At 38.5% G+C, this 26,736-nt stretch carries 26 protein-coding genes; 12 read left to right on the top strand and 14 right to left on the bottom strand.

Annotated features, from left to right (window positions below; translation table 11 throughout):
* Nucleotides 1-4 precede the first annotated feature (4 nt).
* The 5 genes from J2T59_RS03915 to artA are packed head-to-tail and all read right to left on the bottom strand — an operon-like array spanning nt 5 to nt 3,323.
* Nucleotides 5-364 carry a dihydroneopterin aldolase family protein gene (locus tag J2T59_RS03915; protein ID WP_259134154.1) on the bottom strand — a complete coding sequence of 120 codons (360 nt, stop codon included), beginning with the start codon at nt 362-364 and terminating at the stop codon, nt 5-7.
* Between the two features lie 48 nt (nt 365-412).
* A complete protein-coding gene (locus J2T59_RS03910; protein ID WP_259134152.1) occupies nt 413-1,147 on the bottom strand; it encodes a HesA/MoeB/ThiF family protein in 735 nt (244 codons plus the stop codon).
* A 16-nt stretch (nt 1,148-1,163) separates the two neighbouring features.
* Nucleotides 1,164-1,847, bottom strand: a complete 684-nt coding sequence (locus tag J2T59_RS03905; RefSeq protein WP_259134151.1) for an archaetidylserine synthase — start codon at nt 1,845-1,847, stop codon at nt 1,164-1,166.
* A gap of 21 nt (nt 1,848-1,868) precedes the next feature.
* Nucleotides 1,869-2,489, bottom strand: a complete 621-nt coding sequence (locus J2T59_RS03900) for a phosphatidylserine decarboxylase (RefSeq protein ID WP_259134149.1) — start codon at nt 2,487-2,489, stop codon at nt 1,869-1,871.
* Nucleotides 2,490-2,495: 6 nt separating this feature from the next.
* The gene (artA, locus tag J2T59_RS03895; protein ID WP_259134147.1) at nt 2,496-3,323 is read right to left on the bottom strand and encodes an archaeosortase A; all 828 of its coding nucleotides are present in this window, start codon (nt 3,321-3,323) and stop codon (nt 2,496-2,498) included.
* Between the two features lie 62 nt (nt 3,324-3,385).
* On the opposite strand from artA, the gene J2T59_RS03890 reads away from it, so the two are divergent.
* The 4 genes from J2T59_RS03890 (at nt 3,386) to priL (ending at nt 6,028) form a co-directional block, all read left to right on the top strand.
* Nucleotides 3,386-3,802, top strand: a complete 417-nt coding sequence (locus tag J2T59_RS03890; protein WP_259134145.1) for an NUDIX domain-containing protein — start codon at nt 3,386-3,388, stop codon at nt 3,800-3,802.
* Entirely contained in the window at nt 3,780-4,094 is a 315-nt protein-coding gene (locus tag J2T59_RS03885; protein ID WP_259134144.1) for a transcription factor S, read from the top strand. Before J2T59_RS03890 ends, J2T59_RS03885 begins: the two co-directional genes overlap by 23 nt.
* Nucleotides 4,095-4,188: 94 nt before the next feature.
* Entirely contained in the window at nt 4,189-4,926 is a 738-nt protein-coding gene (gene pcn / locus J2T59_RS03880; RefSeq protein WP_259134142.1) for a proliferating cell nuclear antigen (pcna), read from the top strand.
* A gap of 16 nt (nt 4,927-4,942) precedes the next feature.
* Nucleotides 4,943-6,028, top strand: a complete 1,086-nt coding sequence (priL, locus tag J2T59_RS03875) for a DNA primase regulatory subunit PriL (RefSeq protein ID WP_259134140.1) — start codon at nt 4,943-4,945, stop codon at nt 6,026-6,028.
* Nucleotides 6,029-6,047: 19 nt separating this feature from the next.
* Here priL and J2T59_RS03870 read toward each other — a convergent pair whose 3' ends face one another.
* Complete coding sequence (locus J2T59_RS03870; RefSeq protein WP_259134138.1) at nt 6,048-7,367, bottom strand: cobyrinic acid a,c-diamide synthase CobB; 1,320 nt, start codon at nt 7,365-7,367, stop codon at nt 6,048-6,050.
* A gap of 85 nt (nt 7,368-7,452) precedes the next feature.
* Here J2T59_RS03870 and moaA point away from each other — a divergent pair, with 85 nt between their 5' ends.
* The gene (gene moaA, locus J2T59_RS03865; protein ID WP_259134136.1) at nt 7,453-8,385 is read left to right on the top strand and encodes a GTP 3',8-cyclase MoaA; all 933 of its coding nucleotides are present in this window, start codon (nt 7,453-7,455) and stop codon (nt 8,383-8,385) included.
* Between the two features lie 52 nt (nt 8,386-8,437).
* The gene (locus tag J2T59_RS03860; RefSeq protein WP_259134371.1) at nt 8,438-8,593 is read left to right on the top strand and encodes a hypothetical protein; all 156 of its coding nucleotides are present in this window, start codon (nt 8,438-8,440) and stop codon (nt 8,591-8,593) included.
* A 41-nt stretch (nt 8,594-8,634) separates the two neighbouring features.
* Here the strand turns inward: J2T59_RS03860 and surE are convergent, their stop codons facing one another.
* Nucleotides 8,635-9,426, bottom strand: a complete 792-nt coding sequence (surE, locus tag J2T59_RS03855) for a 5'/3'-nucleotidase SurE (RefSeq protein ID WP_259134134.1) — start codon at nt 9,424-9,426, stop codon at nt 8,635-8,637.
* Nucleotides 9,427-9,648: 222 nt separating this feature from the next.
* On the opposite strand from surE, the gene alaS reads away from it, so the two are divergent.
* Nucleotides 9,649-12,438 carry an alanine--tRNA ligase gene (alaS, locus tag J2T59_RS03850; RefSeq protein ID WP_259134132.1) on the top strand — a complete coding sequence of 930 codons (2,790 nt, stop codon included), beginning with the start codon at nt 9,649-9,651 and terminating at the stop codon, nt 12,436-12,438.
* Between the two features lie 32 nt (nt 12,439-12,470).
* Here alaS and J2T59_RS03845 read toward each other — a convergent pair whose 3' ends face one another.
* On the bottom strand, nt 12,471-13,511 hold the full coding sequence (locus J2T59_RS03845; RefSeq protein ID WP_259134130.1) for a methyltransferase domain-containing protein: 1,041 nt from the start codon (nt 13,509-13,511) through the stop codon (nt 12,471-12,473).
* A gap of 224 nt (nt 13,512-13,735) precedes the next feature.
* On the opposite strand from J2T59_RS03845, the gene J2T59_RS03840 reads away from it, so the two are divergent.
* Genes J2T59_RS03840 through arlJ form a run of 5 tightly spaced genes read left to right on the top strand, consistent with a single transcriptional unit; the run spans nt 13,736 to nt 20,503 of the window.
* The gene (locus J2T59_RS03840) at nt 13,736-14,152 is read left to right on the top strand and encodes a hypothetical protein (RefSeq protein WP_259134128.1); all 417 of its coding nucleotides are present in this window, start codon (nt 13,736-13,738) and stop codon (nt 14,150-14,152) included.
* 11 nt (nt 14,153-14,163) lie between these two features.
* Nucleotides 14,164-14,691, top strand: coding sequence for an archaellin family protein (locus J2T59_RS03835; protein WP_259134126.1), 528 nt, complete (start codon nt 14,164-14,166; stop codon nt 14,689-14,691).
* A gap of 11 nt (nt 14,692-14,702) precedes the next feature.
* On the top strand, nt 14,703-15,398 hold the full coding sequence (arlH, locus tag J2T59_RS03830) for an archaellum protein ArlH (RefSeq protein WP_259134123.1): 696 nt from the start codon (nt 14,703-14,705) through the stop codon (nt 15,396-15,398).
* A gap of 19 nt (nt 15,399-15,417) precedes the next feature.
* Nucleotides 15,418-18,798, top strand: a complete 3,381-nt coding sequence (locus J2T59_RS03825) for a type II/IV secretion system ATPase subunit (protein WP_259134120.1) — start codon at nt 15,418-15,420, stop codon at nt 18,796-18,798.
* A 46-nt stretch (nt 18,799-18,844) separates the two neighbouring features.
* Nucleotides 18,845-20,503, top strand: coding sequence for an archaellar assembly protein ArlJ/FlaJ (arlJ, locus tag J2T59_RS03820; protein WP_259134117.1), 1,659 nt, complete (start codon nt 18,845-18,847; stop codon nt 20,501-20,503).
* Here arlJ and J2T59_RS03815 read toward each other — a convergent pair.
* The 6 genes from J2T59_RS03815 to J2T59_RS03790 form a co-directional block, all read right to left on the bottom strand.
* Nucleotides 20,486-21,499 carry an isocitrate/isopropylmalate dehydrogenase family protein gene (locus J2T59_RS03815; RefSeq protein WP_259134114.1) on the bottom strand — a complete coding sequence of 338 codons (1,014 nt, stop codon included), beginning with the start codon at nt 21,497-21,499 and terminating at the stop codon, nt 20,486-20,488. The two genes, arlJ and J2T59_RS03815, sit on opposite strands and share 18 nt — an antisense overlap.
* On the bottom strand, nt 21,496-22,332 hold the full coding sequence (locus J2T59_RS03810) for a DUF7714 family protein (RefSeq protein WP_259134111.1): 837 nt from the start codon (nt 22,330-22,332) through the stop codon (nt 21,496-21,498). The genes J2T59_RS03815 and J2T59_RS03810 overlap by 4 nt, the downstream gene beginning before the upstream one ends.
* Nucleotides 22,329-22,811, bottom strand: coding sequence for a homoaconitase small subunit (gene hacB / locus J2T59_RS03805; protein WP_310572652.1), 483 nt, complete (start codon nt 22,809-22,811; stop codon nt 22,329-22,331). The genes J2T59_RS03810 and hacB overlap by 4 nt, the downstream gene beginning before the upstream one ends.
* A 103-nt stretch (nt 22,812-22,914) precedes the next feature.
* Nucleotides 22,915-25,491 (bottom strand): oligosaccharyl transferase, archaeosortase A system-associated, encoded by a 2,577-nt coding sequence (locus tag J2T59_RS03800; RefSeq protein ID WP_259134109.1) that lies wholly within the window; start codon nt 25,489-25,491, stop codon nt 22,915-22,917.
* A gap of 262 nt (nt 25,492-25,753) precedes the next feature.
* A complete protein-coding gene (locus J2T59_RS03795; RefSeq protein ID WP_259134106.1) occupies nt 25,754-26,206 on the bottom strand; it encodes a hypothetical protein in 453 nt (150 codons plus the stop codon).
* A 311-nt stretch (nt 26,207-26,517) separates the two neighbouring features.
* The coding region (locus tag J2T59_RS03790; RefSeq protein ID WP_259134103.1) for a hypothetical protein at nt 26,518-26,736 on the bottom strand (219 nt) is incomplete at its 5' end.

Genomic DNA, 26,736 nt, shown 5'->3' with positions numbered 1-26,736 from the left:
CATGTCATTTTTGACGGACATGTTTTATTTTCATTAAAGGATATTCTAGAACTTGATCATATTCTAGTGCAACCACTGCAGTACAGTCCTCAAAAACAACTTTCAATTGCACGTCCAACATTCTACCTTCAAGTTCACAGTACCCGAACTCCTGGTTAAGCCTTGATCTGATCATATCGCGATCAATATTTACTGTAATGGTTTCTACGAAAGGTTGTACTGAAATACTTCTAGATATCGCTACTTCCATACTCTGTACAGTATCAAGGTTAATCGGTGAACCCGTGAACTGATGATACAATGCACCTAACTTGATACCAGCTTCAAACAATGCATTATCTCTTGATGTAATTATACCTGTCATACCTTTATTATCTCCTCATATCTGGAATTGGAACAAAATCTATTATAATTATTCTTCATGTAAATGTCCACAAACATCACAGTTGGTGTTTGGCATGATACTAATTTTTTCAAAACCATTACTTGACCCGTCCCATAACAGCAATTGTCCTACCAACAATTCACCTTTCCCCGTGATATACTTGATTACTTCATTTGCCTGTATTGTTCCAATAATACCTGCAGTAGTACCCAATATTGGGAATACTTCTTTTGGTGGTGTTGATGTGAACAGGCATTTGAGACATGGTGACTTACCAGGGATTATTGTAGTTACCTGACCATCGAGTCCACTTACAGCACCATGAATTAGCGGTATTCTTTTTGAAACTGTAGCGGAGTTGAGCACGAACCTTGTATCGTAATTATCCATTGCATCTACTATAACATCAATGCCTTCAGTAATACTCTTAATATTATTCTCATCTATTCTTGTAACTACTCGTTCAATTTCGATATTAGGGTTAAGCTGCTGTAACTTTTCTTGTCCAGAAACTACTTTCATCCTGGTAATGTCTTTTTCGTAATGGAGTACTTGACGATTTAGGTTTGTGATATCTACATTATCGAAATCCACTATTTTCAATTTCCCAATTCCTGCAGCAGCCAGGTAAATAGCTATAGGTGATCCCAGTCCACCCAAACCCGCAACTAACACAGTAGCCTGTTTTAATTTGGACTGACCTTCTTCTCCAAACAACATAATTTGTCTGTTATATCTCTCAAGTTCGGTACTGTTAAACATATTATGTATCCTCACCTCAATCCCGATAATATTGTCGAGGTATTTTCATTATAGGTGATTCCAAGTATAATACCATTAAAATGAACAAGATGGTAGCTAAAATGTACCCTAACTCTTGGAATAATATTGTAGTTACTATCAATGAAACGAATAGGATGAAAATGGGTACTAACACTTTAATATTTCTAAACTTGGGGTAAGGATAAGTGGTTATCATGAGTATTGAAAGTAATAATAAAATGAACATGAGCACGTAAGGATGAATGTATTTAGGGTTCATGAGTAGGTATGTAGATAACATTACAGCAGACGCTGTTATAGGCACACCTTCAAAGTCCAATATTTCCGATTCCTTGTTATCGAACCGTGCGAGTCGAAGTATCCCACATATGACATAGAATAAGAGTATAGGTATTATCATGTAAGTATACTCTAAACCATACATAGTGAATATTATTACTATGGGCGCCACTCCAAAAGATATCGCATCCGCCAAAGAATCAAGATATTTTCCAATTGGACTGTTCTCTAAATGTATTGCCAGGAACCCATCAAGACCGTCAGCAATACATGCGACCAGTATTAATAGAATAGCTACTTGAAAATATCCCATAACTGCCATGAACATTGCAGAAACGCCTAGAATAGCGTTTGTAAGTGTTGCTAGGTCCGGTATTCTGATAATTCGAAACACGTTCATGGATGGTTCATCCTCTATTAATCAATTAAGTTCATTCATGCATGTTGCAAGTATTGTTTCACCGGCAATAACTTTATCTCCTTTTTTACACGTTATTTTGAACGATTCTGGGATGGTCACATCGACCCTTGACCCAAACCGTATCATACCAATTTTATCGCCCTGCTCAATTTTGTCACCCACATTCACATAAGATACGATCCTTCTAACAAGTGCACCTGCAATTTGTGTTACTACAATATCACCATATTTTGTATCCAAGGTAATCTCAGCCCTTTCGTTACGGTCAGAATCTTTACAAAATGCTGGTAAGTATCCACCTTTGCTATACTCAATATTTTTCACAGTACCTGATAGCGGTACTCTGTTCACATGCACATTATGTATGTTCATGAACGTACAAACTTTAGTACCTCTGATATCAATGACACGACCATCAGCCGGTGCTACTATGCTCTGATCACAATACTGGATGTTCCTTTCAGGGTCCCTGAAGAACCAAATAAAAAAGAGAGCTATTGACATTGAACTCGCAGTTGCATATAATGCTAACTTGAACTGAGTAATATATGCAATAATTCCTATCATAACAGTTACAACAAATGCAGTCACTATCCAACAAGAAGAACCTTTGGCAACCATATATCATCATTTCCTTGATATTTTGTTGAATATGACCTGGACATGATCAGTTCCGATTATCCTTAACCCATCGATCAGGTCAATAAGTTCTGGTAATATTCTTAACACGAGATACGCAATTACCAATAATGCTACTATTGATCCCGCCTTTGCAATGAAATGATGTGCAATTTCAAAACTGTTAGGACCAAACCACTGTCCTGCAAACGCTACTGTAACAAAAGTGTTCCTTACAATGTTAAGTCCATATATCACAGGTATAGATACCATGAATGCGGTTACCAGTCTTTTAACCGGTGCTTTAACTGCTAAAATAAGGCCAGTGAATAACGCAATACTCTCAATAGCCGTACATGCAAGAATTATTCTTACACTGTACTCATTAAGTGTAATAACGTCCCATGCAGTTAATAACGCAGGGTATCCAAGCACATTTAACATCCAGACCGTATGCGTGGTCACAATTGATACTAACCACATCTCCATTGACTGAACCGTAGCGAACGGGAAATACATCAGTGACCCGATCGCGGTAGCTGCGGTAGCCATATGTGTCACATCGATCTTGAGGTCAGGGTTGAGTTCGATTGAGTTCTTGAATTCCTGGAAAACCATAATGTAGGCAAGGAATAAACAGAAGAGTGCTATGAACACAGTTAGCACTGCATTGAAATAGTCATTGATACTAATATAATACACAGGTTGGTTTAACCAATGAAATCCAAAAAAGGTCCAACCAATTCCACCAAGTAGTTTACCGGTACGTGCATTCTTTGGAATCAATATTGAAATAAGCATTAACGCAACGGCAATCCATAACAAATTATCTAACATTCTTGACTACATTATCATTAATACTTATTAATAAATATAGCCATTGTACTAAATATTGTAATATGGAACCTCAAACACCTAAACTGACAGTAGATGCCGTGATAATATCTAAAGGTAAACTCGTTCTCATTAAAAGAAGAAACCCGCCGTTTAAGGGCCAGTTCGCATTACCTGGCGGTTTTGTTGATATCGGGGAAACGGTTGAAAATGCTGTAATACGTGAATCCTTGGAAGAGACTGGACTTCATATCAGAATAATTAAATTGGTTGGAGTATATTCAGAACCTTCCCGTGACCCCCGCGGTCATACGGTCTCAGTGACCTACCTTGCAATATCAGACGACGTTCCCAGAGCGGGATCGGACGCTGTATCACTTGAACTGTTCGATATCGATGAATTACCTGAAATGGCATTTGACCATTCAAGAATAATAGAAGACGCAAAGGATGATATCTATGGAATTCTGTCCAAAATGTAAAAGTTTAATGTACCCAAAAGAAGGCGAAATGAGCTGCAAAAAATGCGGTTATGTGAAAATAAGTGAAACTGATAAGACTGAACTTGTATCCAAGACATCTCGTGATAATAGTGACGTAACTGTCCTTGAAGAAGATACTGATATAGGATTACCTACAACCAATGCGCGATGTCCAGAATGCGGGCATAATTTAGCTTATTGGTGGTTACGACAACTCAGGTCAGCTGACGAATCCGAAACTCGGTTCTTCAAATGTACCAAGTGCCAGAAGACATGGAGAGAATATGACTGAAATATCTCGTTGACTCATATAAAGAACTTTATATATTGGAATAAATACTAAGTGGTATTACTTAATGATCATTTAATTTTAATGGAGAATCGGTATGTTCAAGGCAACAATTGAAGCATCTCTTCTGAAAGATTCTATTGAAATACTCTCAGTGCTCGTGGATGAAGCAAGGTTTAAGATATCTAAAGAGGGGCTTTCAGTAAAAGCAGTAGATCCGGCTAATGTAGCAATGGTGAGTTTTAATCTAGAATCCGAGGCCTTTGAGGAGTTCGAAGGCGATGATACCGAGATCGGGATGGACCTTACCAAGATAAACGATATTATGGGTGTAGCTGAAAAGAACGATAATATTGTTCTGGAGCTGAAAGAGGAAACTCAGAAAATGGAAATACATATTGGAGGTTTTTCTTACACTTTATCTCTGATAGATCCATCGACCATCCGTTCAGAACCACGTATACCACAACTCGATCTCGCAGGTCAGGTTATCCTGAACGGTTCCGAAATGAGAAAGGCAATAAAGGCTGCAGAGAAGATCAGTGACCATATCATGTTAGGTATCGAGGACGAGATATTTTACATGGAAGCTGAAGGTGATACTGATAAAGTAAGGCTCGAGATGACACGTGACCAGTTGATCGATATGAAAGCTGGTGATGCACGTTCAATGTTCTCACTCGACTACTTATCTGACATTGTGAAACCCGCATCAAAATCTAACGAAGTTGAACTGAACATAGGTAAAGATTTCCCGATAAAGATCAATTTTGAGGTTGCAAACGGTAAAGGTATTGTGAACTATCTCTTAGCACCAAGAATAGAAGCAGAATAATTGAGATGTTCAATTTATGGACCAGACATACCTGGCACTGTATCCATTCATTCCCCAGGCATCAGAACATGTAAAGGGACTGGGCATATCAGTTGACAGGTTACTCGAATCCAGAGCATTCGAATCTGCACGAATTCGTGGGAAAGAACGTATCATTGAAGCACTTGAAGGTACTCTTACTAAACCTTACCCTGAAACCCTAGATGAAACTTCTTTCATGATCGAACTTCTCTCATATCCTTTTTCTCGTATATTATTATCATGTATAGATGATAATTATCTTACACGCAGATATGCATTAAAGGAAGCCGAATCTTCGAGTACTCTGCTCTCACAATCAGATTCACAGTTCCTGATCGAGTTCAGTACCGAGTTCGGTATAAATATTAAACCGGTAACTTCAACTCTATTCCTTTTACATTTCACAGATTATCTTCACCTCTCAAGTAACATGAAAGAACTCGAATGGAAACTTGTGAACCGAAAAATGGATTATGGTAATGTATCATTATCTCAACGAGACCTTGCACGTTTACTCCAGGAAGCCATCAAGTTCAAAATACAGGATTCATTACCCCTAGAATTATCATCAGAACTCTGTGAACAGCTTGAACCTTACCTGAAAGAGATCAAAGCTAAGTTGGAAGAACGTAAAAAGAACTTTGAACGAATTGATACCAGTGAAGTTGATACTGATTCATTTCCGCCATGTGTAAAGTACGCTATATCTCAGGTAAAGTCGGGTTCAAATCTTCCACATTCAATGCGGTTTGCCATGACATCGTTCCTGCTCAATATCGGGATGTCAGTGGATGAGGTAGTAAACATGTTCAATATATCACCAGACTTTGATGAGGAGAAGACACGGTACCAGATAGAACATATTGCAGGTGCAACTGGTAATACTTACAAACCACCCTCATGCAATACCATGAAGACTTATGGGAACTGTTTTGGTGAAGATAAACTTTGTACTAAACTCAGTCATCCATTGACTTACTATAAACGCAAGCAATGGTTAACCTCAAAACAAGATTCTAATCAATCAGAAACTAAAGATGAAAGTGGAAATGAAGACTCTGATGATGGAATAAAAGAATAATCGTTGTTAATTAATATTCTCAACTACGATTATATCTTCTACACTCATCAACAAAACTCTTTACAGGGAATGTAAGTGGATGTGCGTGCATATAACTTGCAAGCGAACTATGTTCCATTACACCATCCCATCCGTCCTGTATACCTTTACCCCTGATCATTTCGTAGATGAGTCTACAATCTTTATCACATTCAGTCACTGAATAATGGAACTCATGTCCTTTTATTATAGAATTCAAATATCCACCGTTAGCTTTTGCTTTAGTGTACCCAAGAGCTTGCAATCTTTTGGTCAATCGAACCTCTGTAGGGAATACGTTAGCCATCATGTACTTTCCGTCATCGTTCTCATACGATTTGGATAAGTATAAAAGACCACCACATTCTCCGTATAAGGGTAATCCGTCAGATGCCAGATCTGCCAGTTTTGAAGTTGTATTTGACTTTTCAAGTTCAGCTAAATTGAGTTCTGGGTACCCACCACCAAAATACATTCCGTCAACATCAGGTACTTCTCCATTTAATGGACTGAAAAATTTAATTTCAGCACCATAGTGCCTGAACATATCGAACATGTCCTGGTAATAAAAACAAAAAGCACTATCCATAGCAACTCCGATAGTAACGTCGGGTTCTGGCACTTCTTGTATATTCTCACCATGATTCGTTTCGGGTGCACTTTCTGCGATCTCTGTAATGTTGTCCATATCAACATTCTCTTCAATAAACTGTGCCAACCCTTCAATATCATGTTCCTGCTCGGATGCCATATGTAGCCCTAAGTGACGTGAAGGTACGGTTAGGTCCTTGTTACGAGGTAATGTTCCTACTATAGGTACATCTTGTATTACATCCTTGATCATCTGTGCATGGCGTGGACTACCCACCTTGTTCAAAATAATACCTGCAACGTTCACGTCTGAATCGTAATTGATATAACCCTGTGCAAGTGCAGCTGCACTCCTTGACATTCCGTGCACGTTCAGTACAAGCAGTACTGGTAATCCTAATGACTTTGCTACATGTGCAGAACTAGCGATCTCGGTAGAGTCCATGCCGTCATATAGACCCATAACACCCTCCACAACAGAGATGTCAGCACCTTGTGAAGTTCGGTTAAATGTATCCTGGACACCATCCACTCCCATCATATAAGTATCAAGGTTATGGGATGGTTGACCACATATTACACTATGATGTGTAGGATCGATATAATCGGGTCCCACCTTATAAGGTTTCACTTTATTCACACGTTTAGTAAAAGCTGCCATTATCCCCATAGCAACAGTTGTTTTCCCAACACCGCTATGAGTACCTGCGATAAGTAGTGCTCTGGTCATGACTAATAATTGGGTTGATTTTATATATATTATTGTTCAATCACAATTCGTATCAAACAGTAAATTAAGATATAGCTGATATCAGATGAAAAATCTTACATCTAACACATCCCCACTCAAAGATTCGTTTGGTCGCAGCATCTCAAGTCTTCGTATATCTATTACAGATAGATGTAATCTGAACTGTATCTATTGTCACCATGAAGGTAATACTTGTGATAATGGCACGGTTCCAAAAGAGATCTCAATCCAAACAATCCAGAACATTGTCACTGCCGCACAGTCGCACGGAGTGACAAAGCTCAAGTTTTCGGGGGGTGAACCACTTTTACGTAATGATTTTGAAGATATTCTCACAAACTTACCTGAAATGAAGAATATTTCAGTGACTACAAACGGCACACTCCTATCCGGCCGTGCACATGAACTTAAAGAGAGTGGACTTGACCGGATCAATATTAGCCTGGATACACTAGATCCAGAAAAGTATAAAGTGATTTCAGGTAAAGGCCCAAAAAACCTTGACCGAGCTATAGATGGAGTGTATACTGCAGTTGATGCTGGACTATTACCTGTAAAGATCAATATGGTTTTACTAAACGGCATGAACGATACTGAGATCGAACCCATGATGGAATTCACGCGTCAATTCGGGCCCGATGTAGTATTACAATTAATCGAACTCATGGACTTTAGTTCAAATGGCATTGAGTCTTATAGTATTGATGCGGATAAGATCGAAGAATATCTCAAATCGATCTCAGATAATATCACTACACGTACAATGCATCGGAGGAACCGTTATTCTATTAATGGCTCAATTGTGGAGTTCGTACGACCTATCGACAATTCTAAGTTCTGTGCCGGTTGCAACAGGTTACGTGTAACACCACAAGGTCAATTAAAACCGTGTCTTCTAGTAAATGATAATCTCGTCGACGTTAATGAACTTGACATTGATGCAATGCACGAGATGTTAGAGTTAGCTGTTAGTAGAAGAATACCTTTTTGTAGATGAACCCTTGAATATCATCAAATATCATAAAAAAATATTTGGAGGACTGATAAAAATGACAATGGAGATCGAACTCAAGGTTGACGGTGAATATATTGCAATGAACGAATTTGTACAAAGTATTCTCAGCGGTACTATTGCGGGTGCCGTGGAACAATTGCACGGTGTTGATGATGATTGGAAAGAGATCAATATAAAGATAATTAAATGAATATAACGATTTTTTCACTAATTATCATTCATAATATTTTATCATTCATAATATTTTTTTATTTCATTGAACTCAACAGGTGCAGTTGCGTCAAGGGTAATGGGCGTGATTGAGATATTACCTTCTTTCATGACAGTGTTCACATCAGTTCCCTCACTCTCGTCTTGTATCAGGTCACCAGCGATCCAGTAATATGATCTACCTCTGGGATCCTTTCGTTCCTCAACTTCTGTCCTGAACACCTTTCTGGCAAGCCTTGTGACTTTGATCTCACAATCATCTGTTGCATTATGAGGGATGTTCACGTTTAAGAGATCAACATTTTCTGGTAATCCGTACTTGATCACATTCTTTGCGATTCTGTTAACTACATTTATACTCACTTCGAAATCGTGATCGTAATCTCTTAGATCATCGAATTTCATACTTTCATCCACAGCCTGGATAGATGCAGCTATTGCGGGAATACCGTAACTCGCGCCTTCAAGTGCAGCACCGATGGTTCCCGAGGTAGTTATCGTATCAGTACTGATATTTTCACCGATATTGAATCCTGAAAGAATAAGGTCAGGCATTTTCTCCATTACAGTAAATAATGCGAGTATTACTGAATCTGTGGGAGTACCACCAACGGCATAAGCGTTCATTCCATCGACTTTAGCTTTATCGATCCGTAACGGTTCGAATATGGATATTGCACGACCAACACCACTCTGCTGAACAGCAGGTGCTACTACGGTAACATCACCTAATGTCTCTACACTCCTATAAGCTGCCCGTATTCCTGCTGCATACACACCGTCATCGTTAGTGACCAAAATCTTATTATCCATGTTATGCTCAATTCATTTCCATACGTTTAATCTTTATGGAACTAGACAGATACATTTTCTTTTTCGTACAGTCAATGAAGCAATGTTTTTAAATATTGGAAATATAGCTCATAGGACTATACAAGTCAAGTCAAGTCAAGTCAAGTCAAGTCAAGTCAAGTCAATTAAATTCAATTTAGTTTAATTCAATATATTTACAATTCAGTTATAGTTGGAATAATCATGCTTGAAGAAGAATATCAACTTCAATTCTTTTCAGATAATGGTTTCACGAGAAAACAGTGTACAAGTTGTGGTAAGTTTTACTGGACACGGGACATTGAGAGACAAACATGTGGGGATGCACCGTGTGACCCTTATACTTTCATAGGTGCACCTGTTTTCAAGAAACAACTCGAACTCTCAGAAATGAGAGAATATTATCTAGACTTTTTTGAAACTAGAGATCATGAACGAATGGATCGCTACCCAGTAGTAGCCAGGTGGCGTGACGATATTTATTTAACTATCGCGTCAATCGCAGATTTTCAACCATTTGTCACGTCGGGACAAGTACCACCACCAGCTAATCCTTTAACTATCTCTCAACCATGTATCAGGCTATCCGACCTCGATGCTGTAGGAAGAAGTGGTCGACACCTTACTACATTTGAGATGATGGCACACCATACATTCAACACGAAGACCAAGGAGATATACTGGAAAGATGATACTGTAAGGTTATGTGACGAATTACTGACATCACTTGGTACTGACCCACTCGCAGTCACATACAAGGAAGAACCATGGGCAGGTGGAGGGAATGCGGGTCCATGCCTTGAAGCACTCGTAGGCGGTCTTGAAGTAGCCACACTGGTCTTCATGAACTTGCAAAAGTCAAGGGAAGGCACTATTGAACTTAATGGTGACATGTATTCCAAGATGGAAGATAATTATATCGTGGATACTGGATACGGTCTTGAACGGTTCGTTTGGGCCTCTAAAGGTTCACCCACGATCTATGACGCTATATTCCCTACGATCGTCAGTGAAATAATGGACCTTGCAGGAATTGAACATCAACTCGAAGACACTGAATATTCCAATATCCTTGCACAAAATGCACGTCTTGCTGGCATGATAGATATCAGTGAAAAAGCTAATCTTTTCGAGCTGCGTAAACAAGTAGCTTCGAATATAGGCATATCCGTGGAAAAACTCACGTCCATAATGGAACCCGTGGAATCCGTGTATTCTATCACTGACCATACAAGGTGTCTCACTTTCATGTTAGGTGACGGTATTGTTCCATCTAATGTAAAGGCAGGATACCTTGCCCGTCTTGTACTTCGAAGAACACTTAGGATGATGCGTGACCTTGATATCAAGATCCCATTATCAGAACTTGTGAGCATGCATATCAAGAACTTGCCAGAATATCCCGAGTTCGAGGAAAGATTTGATACAATCGCTGATATACTTCATCATGAAGAGGATAAATTCGCTGAAACACTGGATAGAGGTAAACGCATGATCCAGAAATCAGCACAACATTACAAGAAAAAGAATGAAGATATCCCACTCGAAACACTCATTGACATGTACGATACGCACGGAATTCCACCCGAGATCACGCGTGAAGTTGCATCTGAAGAGGGTGTATCAGTATCATTACCAGACAATTTCTATTCCCTTGTAGCTTCCAAGCATAGCAGTGCTGAAGAAAAGGTTGTTGAAGAAAAAGATATCGAGTTTGTTGACAGGTTAGTTAATTTACCATCAACCAAAAAACTGTTCTATGACGATCCACACAGAATGGAATTCGAAGCAGTTGTCCTTGACACGTTCGAGAACAAGATCGTGCTTGACAGTACTCTGATGTATCCCGAAGGCGGAGGTCAACCTGCAGATCATGGTACAATGACAATAAACGATCACCAGATCGATATCGTGGATGTACAACAGATCAACGATATTGTGATACATATTGCAGGTAATATCGAGAATGAGCTGCATGTCAGGAAAGGCGATTTTGTTACAGTTCATATAGATGAGAAGAGAAGGATGTACCATGCATCACACCATACAGCAACACATGTAGTGATCGATGCTGCACGAAAGGTATTAGGTGACCATATCTGGCAAATGGGTGCCCAGAAATCCGAAGATAGAGCAAGACTTGACGTATCTCACTATAAAAGGATCACACAAAACGAACTCAACGAAATAGAACTCGTAGCTAACCAGATAGTGATGAAGAACACCAAGGTTGTTGCTGAATGGATGGACCGTATAGAAGCAGAGAAACTGTACGGGTTCAAGCTCTACCAGGGCGGTGTACCACCCGGTAAAAAGATACGTGTACTGAAAGTAGGTGATGATGTTGAAGCCTGTGCAGGTACTCACCTAAAATCCACGGGCAATGTAGGTCCCATTAAGATCCTGAAAACTGAACGTATCCAGGACGGTATTGAAAGGTTAGAGTATGCTGCAGGTGAAGCCGCAGTTCGATCCATGCAAGAACTGAGTTCACTCTTAACCCAGTCAGCTGATGCGTTACGTGTTCGCCCAGAACAACTCCCTCCAACCATAGAACGCTTTTTCAGTGAATGGAAAGAGTTGAAGAAAGAGAACGATAAATTAAGGTCCGATCTCGCATCTTCTCGTGTACAACAGCTCATGCAGGACTGTGAGAACGTGGAAGGTGTACACGTGATAGCTACGCTGATCGAAGGTGCAGATACGGGAGAACTGATGAAGATCGCTGGTGAACTCACTGAAAACGATGATATGGTAGTAATACTGGTCGGTGATTCTGGTGGTATGAAGATAGTAGCTGCAGCGAGTTCGGACGTTGTCAAGAAAGGTGCGAACTGTGGCAGTATCGTAAAAGCAGCATCAAAGGCGGCTGGTGGAGGTGGAGGTGGTAAACCCACTATCGCACAAGGTGGCGGTAATGACCTCAGTAAATTAAAAGATGCTATTAATGCAGGAATGGATACATTAAAACAACAACTTAAAGCATCAAGCTGAAAATTAAAACGAGGGTAAACTGGAATATTATATTATATTTTCTCGCAAATGATTCCAATATCATCCATTACGAAAAGGTGTACTACCTTTTCACCATTATTTTTAGTGTCACTCAACCCTTCCTCTAACCTGTTTCGTACATCCCAATATTGTTCAGGTGCAATACCCGCTCGTAAAACCACTTGCTTTACCCCCATATCTCGAAGGTACATGTTCACATGATCAAGGTCAAGTTTATCTTTATAAATAACCTTATACTTGTTCTTCATCATAGGATGATTTAAAGGGGTATTTGAAGTGATTAGCATTCTTTTTTTATCGATATTGACAAGTTTTGGTTCAGTACCCGTACTTAAACTCAGGTCATGGAAAAGTTCCGGCATTAATCCGGCTTGAACGACTGAAGGATCAGGCTCACTTGCATATGCTAGAATATCAGACGTAATTTGGATTTCAGGTTCACGTTTTTGGCTATCACAGTTTAATCGAATATTTTCAGGCAATTTCAGTGCAGATACTTCTGCTTGTTTCATATCACCAAAATATAATGTGAGCCGGTTAAGTTGACCGTCCAGTGAAATATACTCTTTCTCACAATTAAACTGAACACGTTCAGGTGTCAGTTTCGGTGGTGCCTCGAAAACGAAATTTGTTGTCTTTGAAGAATATGCTTTCATCATATCAGATAAACCTGGTTCCAGACTGGTAACTTTTCGTTGAGATTCCATTGCAGGTCTTCGTGGATCTGAGAAAAGGATATCTATTTCAGGTATTTTATCGATCACATCACGTGACAATGCGTCACCTAACACGAATACAACATTATCAAGACCGTGTTCACGACAATTCTTTTTTGCACTATTAAGTTTAGATCGATCGATCTCAACAGCATACACTTTCTCACACATTCGAGCAAAATGTATTGTTTGACCACCAATACCACACCCGATCTCAGCCAAAGTATTACACTGAAGTCTCTCAGCTCGATATTGTGCGACCTCTACTGGTGTAGCGAACCTAACTCCGTCCTTTGCAGTATACATCTGTTTCTCAAACTTCTTCTTTCGTGGCATGAATATGATACATAGATTGAAAATTCAGGTATTAAATGTCTTGGTTTAGTTACATTGATCTAAACAAATCCAAGATATCGAGTATCTCCCATACAAAATCTTTATAATTCATTGAAATGTGATAAGAAATAAAGATTAGAATTTTAGTTCATCAATTAAATAACAAGAATGAGAATTTGTGGACCAATGTTTGATATTTTCAATTAGAGGATAAGAGGAATTGTATGGGTTTTGAGACATCTGTTGTAATTGCTATATTCTTTGTAGCTGCACTCATATTGGGTACATCTGTCTATTCGTCAATGAGTATATCAAATGCTGTCATAGAAGAAGCGACCCAGTCAAATTACGACCTGAGATTATCAAAGTTACATACAAATCTTGAAATTACAAGTATTACACTCAATTCAACTGATTCTGAAAATAACAAGGTTCATATGAAGAACACTGGTAATGAACCTCTTTATATTGATAGATTAACTGTCCTTGTAGATGGCGAATTAGTCCCAGATTATTCTCCTGACAATTCACAGGTATGGACGCCAAGGGAAAAAAGAACCATCTCTGAGATCCCTGATGGAGATAGAATAAAAATAGTCACACATAACGGTATTTCAGCTTATTATAATATATCTACTTGAGAAAAAGAGCCATGAACAAAACATCAACTACGAATACTAATCGGTTCAGGTACAATCTATTAGAAGACGAGAATGCGGATATCGCAATGTCACACCTCATTTTCTTCATAGCTGCAGTTATCATTGCGATGAGTATTGTAGCAATTGTCACAGTTAATGTCCAGAACATTACCGGTGCCACAACTGCAGGGAGTCAGACATTAGCTGATCAGCTCAGAACAGATATTACAATAATAAACGATCCCGAGATGGTTATAAGAGATGAAGATAATAATATCACTTTCTATATCAAGAACACAGGAAGTTCCGAGATAAATGCTCAATATATGACGATCGTTCTGAACGGTGCAATGGTATCCTCAAATGATATTCGGCCATCTATTAATGGTGATACTGAACACATCATGGCACAACCTGGAGATGTAATTGTACTGGAAATCTCTGATAATTTAGTTGATGATGAAAGACTTAACAGAGTACTCATATCTACAGAGAACGGTAAGACGGCTACTATGAATTTCAAGTTAAAAAATAATTGAGGTATTTTAGATTGGGTAACATTTATTCGTTCGAGATTCAGCGAGATGACCTTAACCGTAAGCTAGGCGGTGGGTTTCCTAAAGGTTCTTTTGTATTGATCGAAGGTGGAAGTGGTGCAGGTAAAAGCACCATATCACAACGGTTAACTTACGGTCTCCTACAGAACAAGGGTACTGTAACCTACATTTCAACTCAGCAGACAACCAAAGGTTTCATTCATCAGATGTATTCTATAGACTATCCTATAGCTTCAAGTCTACTTAACGGAACTTTTCTTTACATCCCCGTGATACCTCTTGTAAGAGCAGCTAAATCGAGAATAGATTTTATTGAACGCCTCATGTCGGCACAGGAACTGTTCGAGAACGATATTATTATTGTTGACACGATATCCTCACTCATCAAGTATAGCGTGAATACTGAAAAGAGTCTTGAACTCATCTCATTTTTCAAAAAACTTAACGGTATGGGTAAGATCATCATACTCACGATAGAACCCAGTCAACTCAATGAAGAGATAGCTTCAATGTTCAGGTCTTCCTGTGACATTTACTGTTCACTCAAAGTAAAACCAATGTCAAATGAAGTTAAACGTACAATTGTTGTCAATAAGTTCACTGGCGCAAAAGGACCCGTAGGTCAAATGATCGGGTTCAGGATAGAACCTAGGGTCGGACTCGTGGTAGAGATAGCTGCAGTTGGATAATAAAGGATGTGTTTTCTAAATGGTTGACCCAGAGTTTCAAAAAGCAATGCAAAGAAACCCTCACTTAAAGGAATATTTGGTCAAGTTCAACCGTGAAACTGGAACTCTACCCGAATTCGTGGTAACTATCCCCAAAGATATTGATAGAGAAGATGTCAATATTCTTATACCAGTAGGAGATCCCGTATTCATTCACCTCTACGGTACACCTGAGATGGGTGAGGTCGAATACCGGGCAGTTGAACCTCAGCTGAGCAAGGCGGAAGAGAAGAAATACGATATTATCATGGACCTCATTCTTGAGAAAGCAGCTAAAGAAACATTACCCGAATCCGAAGCCGAACTCAAAGAACTTATCATGAAACTCTTCAACGATTCCACCGAAATCGGCGGTTTCGAGGTTGAGAAAGAGGATAATAAACTCAGACCCATTATCGAGAAACTGTTCCCACCCCAAAATAAAGTACCAGTAAATGATACTGAATATAACCAGCTATTGTATCATATTGAACGTAACATTATAGGTTCAGGTCCAATTGAACCCGTTATCAGGGACCCTTACCTCGAAGATATTCACAGTATTGGAGTGAATAATGTATTCATTGTACACAAGATCCTGGATATGCTAAAAACAAATATCTCATTTGGTGACGAGGTTAGGTTAGATAACTGGTTACGCAGTATGAGTGAACGTATAGGTAGACCCGTAAGTGACTCAAAACCAATCGCAGATGGCGCATTACCTGACGGTTCACGTATCAATATCATTTACAGTCCCGATATTAGCCGGCGTGGTAGTAGTTTTACTATGCGTAAATTCAGTGAAGTACCTATCAGTATAATCCAGCTCATAAGTTGGGGTGCTATCAATTACGAGATGGGCGCATATATGTGGATGTGTCTTGAGAACGGTATGAGTATTTTCTTTAGTGGTGAAACTGCGAGTGGTAAGACCACTATGCTGAACGCCTGTCTCTGTTTCGTGAACCCTAAATCCAAGGTCTATTCAGCTGAGGATACTGCGGAAGTCCAACCACCCCAACCCGTCTGGCAACAACTGATCACTCGTGAAGATGGTCCCCCGGATTCTCGTGTGGACACTTTCACATTACTAAAAGCAGCACTCAGATCAAGACCAAATTATATCATTGTAGGTGAAATTCGTGGCGCTGAAGGTGCAGTTGCATTCCAGGCAATGCAATGTGTACGCAACGGATACATAGCAGTACCAGATCAAGGTCCAGTGAATATCAGGGACTTGTACGAATCTAATTCCAGTACTGCACAAAGAAATGACGGTAAATATGTGATCGATCTAATTGGTCAGGAAATCCCGGTCTACACTTCAGGACCTGACGGTAAAATCATGTTATCCACAATAACTAACGTTTACAAGATGGACATGCAGGATTTACTGGATATCAGGTTTGATACAGGTGAACGGCTCGAAGTTACTCCGAATCATAGGTTCTTGCTAGAAGGGGGTACAGAGATCGAAGCAAAAGAGCTTCTCAATTCAAATAACTATCCTACAGCCATATTACCACCACCCATCAATTGGTCGAACAATGATCAAATAACAGTTTTAGATTTAGTTGAAAGTAATGATATAGATATAGAATCAGTTGATAAAATGGTTGTAAATGTCAAGGATGATAGAGGTAACTTAGTTAATTTACCTGTTAATATCTCAGAGTCTGCATTAAGATCAATTGCTCATTATATTCTAGGTATTCGTGAAAATATATCTGAGAAAGATATGGTACTTATTGAGGATATAATGGGTTTTGATAAGACTCATGTCCCTAAACCATTCTGGAACTTTGGCTACTCCCAACTCGAAATAATATTGAGAGAACTCCAAGAACTGACCCAAACTTCAACCATATCAGTATCTGATAGGATTTGGTATTATATTGGCAGACTCAATAGCACTGATTCCATACAGTACATTGATAATGATATTGTATGGCGTGTTGGATGTAATGAGGATCATGGATCGAGTAAAGAAGAACTGAAACGTGATATTCTGGAGACCATACCCAACACTTCGGGTACAGTACACGAACATATCGATGAAGATACTGATAAGCTGTACCTTGACTTGAAATATATTGATCGCTCATTCATTGACTGGTTAACTAAATCTGGATTTATTCTAATAAAAGAAGATGAATGTTCATGTAATGTACGTGTACCATCTCTGGACTGTATAAAGAACCTTAATGGATACATAGCAGGTTTACTTGATAGTGATATAACAGACATTTTATATTGTGGTACTAATTCATTCAATGTGACAATGGAGTTTGGATTAAATCATCATGATGATAAGAAAGAACTACTTGATAAACTGAACATCTTGACATCACTTGAACATGATATGGTACCACAAATTGATAGGATACTGGTTGAATATATTGAGGAATATACAGATTTTGTTTCAAGTATTTCAAAGTATTGTACAGATAAAGGGTATGATGTAGTAAAAGAGGTTCAAAGCGGGTTTGGTTCACTTTCAGTAACTATCAACTTTTCATCTAATACTAAACAGGATGTATGGAATAGATGGATGGAATCTGTCATACCTTACATGCATTCTAGAGATAAGGTCGATGTATTGCGCACCTTTATGGGTATTGTACCAAACTTAAATGAAAATGATACATTTGAGATCGAGACCTATACTTGTTCTGTGCATAAAGAAATATTACCTGATCTATCAATGCTTGCCAGGATATTCGGGTATACTCTTGTAAGTGAAGATAATGGTTGGTACACTGAAAAGTATTTCACATTCAAGCAACTGGACACTGCTCGGATAGTTCATGTGGAGGAAAGTGTCAGGGATCACACGTACGATATTTCGATGAATGATGGCAGTTATTATATCGGTGGGAATGTAATGACGAGTTATGTCTATGATACGGGTCACCCTGTAGTAGCCACATTTCACGCATCTGCTGTCAAGAAGATGATACAGAGATTAACTGGTGAACCCATAAATGTTCCTGTGACCTTTGTTGATAACTTGAACGTGGCCATGATATTACAGGCAGTGTACCGTAACGGCAAATTTTTGCGTAGATGTATCTCGATCGAAGAGATCGAGGGATATTACGAGGAAGCTGGGGGTGTAGTAACACGTGCAGTGTTCCAATGGGATCCCGAAACTGATACTCATAAGTTTAGAGGATTGAACAACAGTTTCATTCTTGAAGATAAGATCGCTACAATCCTTGGTTATGAGGATAAGAGGAAGATATATGATGATCTTTTCCTACGTGCAAAGATATTGGAAGAGATGCATAACCACGGTATTGAAGATTATCATGAAGTACATGACATTCTTGTAGAGTTTTATAAACATGGTGTGGATGGATTACCGTTCATGGTTTAATTTGATTTTAGTTTATTTTTAATGTGAAAACAGGTTGTGTGTTCTAATGGATTATAAGAGAGCGTTTCATGTAATTGATATGGATCCCGTATCTTACATGAAACGGTTCGCTATACCCGCAGTCCTGTTCGGGTTTCTGTTCGCTGGTATATTCTACTTATTCTTACCAGACCTGTTTAGCGGTCCCGCGAATGTCATTCCTGCCCTGATTCCTGTTATTTGTATACTGTTCGCCGTCCTTTACCCAATCTCTGCAGCTGAAGGAAAAGGGTCAGAGATAGATAACCAGATGCATTATTATATTTCTCAGATGGGTGCAGTTGCTACAGCACAAACACCTCGTGTAGATATTGTTCGGATAGTATCTGAGAATGAGGAGTATGGGTATCTCGCGGAAGAGACAAAGAAAATATTTGAACTTGTAACTATTTGGAACAAGAGTTTGGAGGATGGATGTAGGTTCATAGCTAAACGTACACCATCGGTCATATTCCAGGATTTTCTTGACAGACTGGCACACGGTCTCAAGTCGGGTGAGGATATTAAGGATTTCCTATCATCTGAACAGAACGTTGTCATGAACGAATATGAATCGATGTATAACGGTGCCATGTATAATATTGAGGTTATTAAAGAGATGTTCATCTCACTTATAATGTCACTCATATTCCTGGCATCATTTGCTGTTATCATGCCAGTGATCACTGGTATGGATGCAGTTACTCTGCTCCTGATAGTATTAGCTACATTTGTAGTGACTGATCTCATGATACTGATGTATACTAAGAATAAAGTGCCTACAGACCCCGTATGGCAAGCTCCTGGCAGGTATGTTACTGATTATAGATTGAAATTATATCGATCGATCCCCATATCACTAGGCGGATGTCTCATAGTCACGATCCTTGTGATTTTACATGGTGACCTCGAGACACCGATAGCGGTTGCATTATGTCTCACACCACTGGTATACACGGGTAGGGTTGCTAGCAATATAGAGAAGAGTATCAGGAGACGAGATAATAATTTTCCCGCTTTTATAAGATCACTTGGAAGTTCGGCAGGTGCACGAGGTGGTCTTATCGATGAAGCACTAAGAGCGTTAAGAATACACGATTTCGGGCCACTTACAAACGATGTGAATGGATTATATCGAAGGATCAATACACGTGTTGATAAGGTGAAATCGTGGGAAATGTTTGCTGATAATACAGGGAGCCATTTGATCAAACGATTCAGTGTAACCTTTGTTGAAGCCACACATCTTGGGGGTAAACCCGAAGTGGTTGGTAACATGATAGCAACAAACTTTCATCGTATATTAGCGCTTAGGAAAAAAAGAGTACAGTCTGCTAATAGTTTAGTGGGATCACTTTATGGATTAACTGCAGGTATTGGATTCACACTTTATATCTCATTAAGCGTGGTTGAACTAATGCAAGACATGTTCATGACAATAGATATGCCGCCAGGAATGTCTATGGGTATGGTGATCTATACGGATATTGGGGATATGGGGACACTTTCATTACTTGTACTGTTAATAATGATCGTACATTCTCTTTTATCAGCCATATTACTGAAAGTTGTTGACGGTGGTCATATGCTGATCGCGGTTACAAACTTTGTTATTATGGTATGGATCGCTGCAATCAGTGCAGTTGTGACACAGGAAGCAGTATCGTCATTACTTGGAATTGGATGATATTGTATCTTTAATATATTCGGCAACAGCATCCCCGAAAGCGTCAGTAGTACTATGCCCACCAATATCAGGTGTTCTTATATTACGACACAATGTCTGGTTAATAGCCTCTTCTATCATAGACGCTTTCTCAAACTCCTGACACCATTCAAGCATCATTTTTGTTGATAGGATCGCTGCAATAGGATTAGCTTTATTCTCACCAGCAATATCAGGCGCACTACCGTGCACAGGTTCAAAGAACGCTTGATTCAACCCGATATTTGCACTTGGTAACAACCCAAGACTCCCAACAAGAGCACCCGAGAGGTCACTTAGAATATCACCGAACATGTTAGTGGTCACTACAACATCATATTTCCACGGCTCTGTTATCAGACTGAACGCCATTGAATCAACTAATCTATCATCGAAATTGATCTTTTCCTTATCAGCTATTTCTTGACACGTTTCAAGGAACAGTTTATCTGATTTGATGACATTGGATTTATGCACAATTGTTAGATGTTTTCTTCGTGCATTAGCTAGTTTACATGCATATTTAGCTACACGTTCAGATCCATTTCTTGTTATGACCCGGGTAGTGTATGCACGGTCTTCATATATCTCCTCAAGACCTGCATAAAGACATTCGGTATTCTCTCTCACAATAACAAGATCGAAGTTCTTGTGACCTACAGCACCCGTAATTGCGGCAATGGGTCGAATTGGACGTACATTTGCGTAGAGTTCGAGTTCTTTTCGTATCCTTAACAAAACACTCTTATAATCAGGGTCATTTGGAGTAGTGATCGCGCCAAAAAGTATACAGTCACATTCTTTTAATGTATTGATATCATCGTTCGAGATAGCTTCACCAGTTGTTTCCCAACGACTATACCCCACATTAAGCTCAATTTTCTCAAACTCGAACTCTAATGCATTCAATACTTTCAATGCTTGTGGGATAACTTCACGCCCAATCCCGTCACCTTCAATTACTGCGATCTTTTTCATGATTCTAAAACTCCATTACGAACAAGGTTTCGTACTGCAACTGCAATATCGTGTTCTGTTGCACCCCAATGCACAACTGTACCCTTATGCCCGTTTATTGTAGTGGGTCCACACATTTCTTTCCTGCAACATCTGGCAATGAACATTTTGTTGGGTTTCACCAGGTTTGAACTGAACGGGCAGAAACTGTACCTCTCATATTTCAAGGTAGGGTACTTTGTTTTCAAGATAGTGTCAGATATTTCACAACCTATAACTATCAGATCAGTACCCTCGATCTTACTAGAATCTAAGAACTGACCCTTTAATCCTGAACAGCAACATGGGAATACTGTGTTCTTATCCTCGAATTGTTTTAAGTTTGTTATGTTGTACTCGAATCTTATCTGAAGATCAGAGAATATACCACTTCTCTCAAGGCGTTGAACACAGTCTGCAAGCCATGGTAATGGCGGTTCTATATCAAGTACTTCTATTATGTTTATGGATGTTATGTCGGGCTGGTGTACGAACGTTACATGTTCATCAATTCCAGTGAATATCACGGTATTGATCTTTTCAGTACAGAACTTGTTTGCAGTTTCTATTAGAAGTGTACGGTCTTTAATGTTAAGTTTTTTATCGTACCATAATATCTGGTCACTGGTAGCAATGAGTTCAAGTGATTCTACGGTTGTAAGGATTGGTTTTTTGGTGCTGTTCACCTGATAAAGGTTCCATTGACCATCTTCTTGTTTTAAAAGGTACTCGGAGAGAAAATATATTTTGGATGAAATATCGTCATTTTCGTGACAAATTCCTATATTCTTATATTCTTCAGGAAAGATCATCATTCTCTAACCTTCTTTTTACGGTGTGCCACCAGTCCACCATCATTTAAGATATCTAATAGGAATTCAGGTATTGCGTTTGAATTATAGGTACCTTTAGGTGTTTTCACCCAACCTTCATGCAGATTTACTTCTATTATATCACCTTCATCACATTCGATATCCGATTCCACTACAGGTAATCCGACATTGATCGAGTTCCTGAAAAAGATACGTGCAAATGACCTTGCAATAACACATGAAATACCTGCATGTTTTAGTGCCAAAGGTGCCTGTTCCCTTGATGACCCGCATCCGAAATTATGGCCTGCTACTAAAACATCACCTTTTTGAACCTTATTTGAGAATTCGGGATCAATTCCTTCCATTGCATGGTCTGCAAAGACCTGCATATCAGTGGTTCTCAAATATTTCCCAGGGATTATTACGTCAGTATCAATATTATTCCCATATTTCCAGGCACGACCTTTAATGTTATTCATGATTTCACCTGAGTTGAGTTATAGTTTTAAGTATATTTAAATGACGAACATGTTCTTTTTCTTACAATATTGAAATAAAAAACAGTGATCTCCGATTCAGAGATCAAAGAGTTATTGTGTTACCATCAAGGACATCCTGTTCATCGACATCAACTTCTAGTTCAGTATCATCAAAACTGATCATGTACGGACCTACAGGCATAGTTTCAAAGTTAGTTTCGCCTTCAATTGGTCCTGTGGTTGAATAGGGTACTCTGAATGTGAAAGTTCCATTGGATTCTGTGGTTTGAGTGTAACTGAATGTCCTACCTTGATTAGTTATTATTTCGTTACTTAATGTAATTTCAGTACCTTCAGGTGCTTCACCTTCAATCAATGCACCTTCAACAAACTCGAATATTTTAACATATCCAGAATCAACTTCCGGTACATCTCCACCAAACAGTTGGTTATAGATGTTCTTGTATGCTATTTCTTGTGATCTACCTTGTGGTGACTCGTATACCATTCTGTATTGTTGCATACCGTCACCGTCAAAGATATGTAACCTTGCTTCCATTGTATTGTAGTATTTCTCACTAGGTACTATTTGAGTGCCCATATCAGTCTGTACTGGCATGAAATAATTTGAACTACTTGCACCCCATGCATCAATTTCTTCTGCCCACGCAGCCATTGCATGGAATTTGCCTGTAGCCATTTCGATATCTGAAATTATGTACCTTGCAGCAGCTTTATCGGGGTTTGGATGAATCTCATAAAGTTTATCAGTAGCATCTGATTCGGAAGGTGCTGTAAAGAAAGCACCTGCAGTTCGAGCACCACGTTGGAATGGGTTCGCATGTGGTATTCTTTCACCTATAGCCATGATCCAATGACCGTAGTCCCACCATGACATCACACCATAAGCTTCTTCTGGATAAGGGTAATATTCAGCATCTTCAGGTGGTGGTTCATAGATCTCAAGATAATCCACACCGTTATCAGGGGTATTGTATTTGAGCCAATGCATTGAATCTATCCATGGCCCATTAAGGCCACCAATATCTCTTGAAGCTTGCTCTACAGATAATGATGCAGCTGGATATACCAAAACAAGGACTATTATCAAGACACTTACAATGTGCCAGATAGTAGGCTTTTGATTATCGCTGATATTTTTTGATTTGGTTTTACTTTTCTTCTTTTTCTTTTTAGGTTCAATGGACTCGGTACCATTATTGCTCAATTTATTTTTTAAACTGTTGATAAGTTGTGGCCATCCAGCTTTGTCTAGTACCATGATGCCGGCAAATGAACAAAGGATTGCAACATTTACTGCATAGTAGTATGTGAACCTGTTTTGTTGTAACATTGCCCAGATTATAATCACTGACCATACTATAAGAAAAGTCTTTTCCTGGGTGTTCTTTTGAGTTATAGAGATGAATAGTAAGTATGCCAAGACAAGGAATGAGACTATTGCACCTGCACCAAAGGTGTACCATAGTGGTGCAAGTGTGAATTCGCCGCCTCTTATTAGTAGAGGAGAAGCTTCTGCGATTGTGAGTCCACCAGCTTCTCTTAAGAAATAAGTTCCAATCTCACCAATTAGTGAATAAAGTTCAGGGATGAAGAGTCGTGCAGATATGTATGTGACTGCTGCAAGGACTATTGCGGCTAAAGGATAATAGTATTTATTGAGTCCACGCCGATTAAATTCAAGGGATATTGCAGTAAGGACTGGAAATGCTAGTATTCCTATAGCTAAACCGATCAGGTGTTTTGATTTGTCACCACCAATTTCTGGTGTCAAGGAGACCATTATTAACGCTATAATAAATGCGACCAGACCACCTACACCAAGATATGATGTATCTCTGTTGTGCATATGATCTATTATGTGCTGAATAGCGATATAGAAGCCTATCATAAATGTAAAGAACAGTGCCCCCTTCCAAGATATGGAATAGACCCCTATCATGAAACCTGCTAGTGCGAAGTAGATGAGTGGTGTTTTTAAGCTAGCTAAATCAAATGATTTTATTTTATCAAAAGTTATATTATATTCTCTTGACTTAATTAAGGCCATTACCATGAACATTGCTACCATTGTACTGAAAAGTACTTCAGCTACATGGTGATCATTGAACCCTATCATTGATCTTGAAAGAAATTGTCCTGGAGCGATTGCAATCAAGAATGCAGCGAATACTCCAACTCTTCTGTCATTAAAGATCCACTTTGCAGCAAAATAAACTGGTATTACCACTAGTGCTCCAAGGAATGCTGGATAGTATGCTGATACGGTATGAATTAGTTCAGTGCTTGGATCTCCAAGTCCAAGTATCATTATAATAGTTGCTAGTATCATAGCATATCCGGGCGCCCAAGTTTGGCTCATGGCATATGGGTAATAAGTATAAGTTTCATACCATAGAAATTGAGGATAATTATGAATTATAACTTCAACTAAGCGAATATAGTACCAAGGGTCAGGACATCCTCCAAATCTTACAAAATCACCTATAAATACACTGTCAGCAGGAATTATTCTAATATAAAAAGCAATAATGAATGAAACAACTATTCCTATTATGTATGGCAAACTACTCTTTAAGTGTTTGTTAAATTTGGTGATTTTATCATTATTGTTACTGATTGCTGTAAGACTAGTAGTGTTTGTATCCGAATTGGTCACGTATTTCACCTTGATAAGAGGTTGTAATTGACTTAGATTTTATTATTTCCAAGCCCATATTTGATGTATATTATTTTACTTTTTACTAAACAAATATGATTATAAATAGCTTTATTCTATAAAAAGAATTTTCCAGAACCTAATTAATTATATCTTGTAAATCAGGATGATTAAGAAGATTTTGATATTCTTTTGGTAATTGGGCCATATTTTGCGAGTTAGCTATTTCTTCTCGCAGTAGTTGCCATTTTTTGTACCTTCCTTATACATTTACGGGAATCTTTTTTATCCCAATAATCTTTGCTATTGTTACTCTATGCACACCCGTCTTTAAAAAAATGTGTCCATTACTGCCTATTATAACTAAAGGTTCTAAGCTACTATCATACCGATTGAACCTTCCATCTTGGCTTGGCACATTATTACCTATGATTTTGTTTTTAACATAACCATTTTTTTTCATAGAAAAAAATAAATCATCTAAATAAGCACATCGGATACGTAAAAAAGTGCTTATGTCTTTATATCCATCATATTCTCCATTTTTGTTTATTTTAGATTTAACATGTTTAAAGTATGTAGTATCAAGCCAATTAATGTCTTTATAGAAATGCTCTTTTAACCCTTTAACTCTGATATTGTCATCAAATTCGACTAAATTACTTGTTTCATCGAAGTCAGAATCTATAATTTTTCCAATATACTGCTTGTTCATTTTTGTGTGAATATATTTAATATCATTAGTGTATACCCAGATTATTTTATAAGGATTACTTATTGCTGTGTATTTGATAGATAAAGTGCTATAATTCAAACTAGTTAACAGTTTAAATTTTTTATTCCGTAGTATAGTTCCTAACTTTTTCTTTAAACTAAAGGGAACATATACTCGATATAGTCGCATTATTCTATATATATAGCTACTTAGCATTTGTAGTGGATGTTAGAATCCATAAATAATAAAAGTTTCTAAACCCGTGCTCTTTAGAACTCCTATTTGTCATTATAAGATTTCGATCAACATTCTCAATAAACAAAAAAATGCATTACATTACAGCAATGTTTATTATGTGGTCGATTAAACTTGCATACCAAGAAGAGCACAAGGTGTTGCTGAGATGTACTCCAATCTTTTGGGAACTGTTTTGTGGGGGCTGTCAAAAACTTTGGGGTTGCAAAGCCTGAGCTAATTAATAACAATAAATATATATTATTAAAGTGAATATGGTTTTGTGAAAAATCATA

This window comes from Methanosalsum natronophilum (assembly GCF_024808815.1).
GTDB classification, from domain to species: domain Archaea; phylum Halobacteriota; class Methanosarcinia; order Methanosarcinales; family Methanosarcinaceae; genus Methanosalsum; species Methanosalsum natronophilum.
Note: the sequence above shows the minus strand (reverse complement) of the source record. Positions and strands in the feature narration are given on the sequence as shown.

Bases quoted from the DNA above. Each gene is read 5' to 3' on its own strand.
- alaS (WP_259134132.1), top strand. From the start codon at position 9,649: ATGCTTGAAGAAGAATATCAACTTCAATTCTTTTCAGATAATGGTTTC.
- J2T59_RS03795 (WP_259134106.1), bottom strand. From the start codon at position 26,206: ATGAACAAGCAGTATATTGGAAAAATTATAGATTCTGACTTCGATGAA.
- J2T59_RS03860 (WP_259134371.1), top strand. From the start codon at position 8,438: ATGACAATGGAGATCGAACTCAAGGTTGACGGTGAATATATTGCAATG.
- J2T59_RS03900 (WP_259134149.1), bottom strand. From the start codon at position 2,489: ATGGTTGCCAAAGGTTCTTCTTGTTGGATAGTGACTGCATTTGTTGTA.
- priL (WP_259134140.1), top strand. From the start codon at position 4,943: ATGGACCAGACATACCTGGCACTGTATCCATTCATTCCCCAGGCATCA.
- J2T59_RS03815 (WP_259134114.1), bottom strand. From the start codon at position 21,499: ATGAAAAAGATCGCAGTAATTGAAGGTGACGGGATTGGGCGTGAAGTT.
- moaA (WP_259134136.1), top strand. From the start codon at position 7,453: ATGAAAAATCTTACATCTAACACATCCCCACTCAAAGATTCGTTTGGT.
- J2T59_RS03910 (WP_259134152.1), bottom strand. From the start codon at position 1,147: ATGTTTAACAGTACCGAACTTGAGAGATATAACAGACAAATTATGTTG.
- J2T59_RS03885 (WP_259134144.1), top strand. From the start codon at position 3,780: ATGGAATTCTGTCCAAAATGTAAAAGTTTAATGTACCCAAAAGAAGGC.
- hacB (WP_310572652.1), bottom strand. From the start codon at position 22,811: ATGAATAACATTAAAGGTCGTGCCTGGAAATATGGGAATAATATTGAT.
- pcn (WP_259134142.1), top strand. From the start codon at position 4,189: ATGTTCAAGGCAACAATTGAAGCATCTCTTCTGAAAGATTCTATTGAA.
- J2T59_RS03905 (WP_259134151.1), bottom strand. From the start codon at position 1,847: ATGAACGTGTTTCGAATTATCAGAATACCGGACCTAGCAACACTTACA.
- J2T59_RS03810 (WP_259134111.1), bottom strand. From the start codon at position 22,332: ATGATGATCTTTCCTGAAGAATATAAGAATATAGGAATTTGTCACGAA.
- J2T59_RS03840 (WP_259134128.1), top strand. From the start codon at position 13,736: ATGGGTTTTGAGACATCTGTTGTAATTGCTATATTCTTTGTAGCTGCA.
- J2T59_RS03835 (WP_259134126.1), top strand. From the start codon at position 14,164: ATGAACAAAACATCAACTACGAATACTAATCGGTTCAGGTACAATCTA.
- J2T59_RS03870 (WP_259134138.1), bottom strand. From the start codon at position 7,367: ATGACCAGAGCACTACTTATCGCAGGTACTCATAGCGGTGTTGGGAAA.
- J2T59_RS03845 (WP_259134130.1), bottom strand. From the start codon at position 13,511: ATGCCACGAAAGAAGAAGTTTGAGAAACAGATGTATACTGCAAAGGAC.
- J2T59_RS03915 (WP_259134154.1), bottom strand. From the start codon at position 364: ATGACAGGTATAATTACATCAAGAGATAATGCATTGTTTGAAGCTGGT.
- artA (WP_259134147.1), bottom strand. From the start codon at position 3,323: ATGTTAGATAATTTGTTATGGATTGCCGTTGCGTTAATGCTTATTTCA.
- surE (WP_259134134.1), bottom strand. From the start codon at position 9,426: ATGGATAATAAGATTTTGGTCACTAACGATGACGGTGTGTATGCAGCA.
- J2T59_RS03825 (WP_259134120.1), top strand. From the start codon at position 15,418: ATGGTTGACCCAGAGTTTCAAAAAGCAATGCAAAGAAACCCTCACTTA.
- arlJ (WP_259134117.1), top strand. From the start codon at position 18,845: ATGGATTATAAGAGAGCGTTTCATGTAATTGATATGGATCCCGTATCT.
- J2T59_RS03890 (WP_259134145.1), top strand. From the start codon at position 3,386: ATGGAACCTCAAACACCTAAACTGACAGTAGATGCCGTGATAATATCT.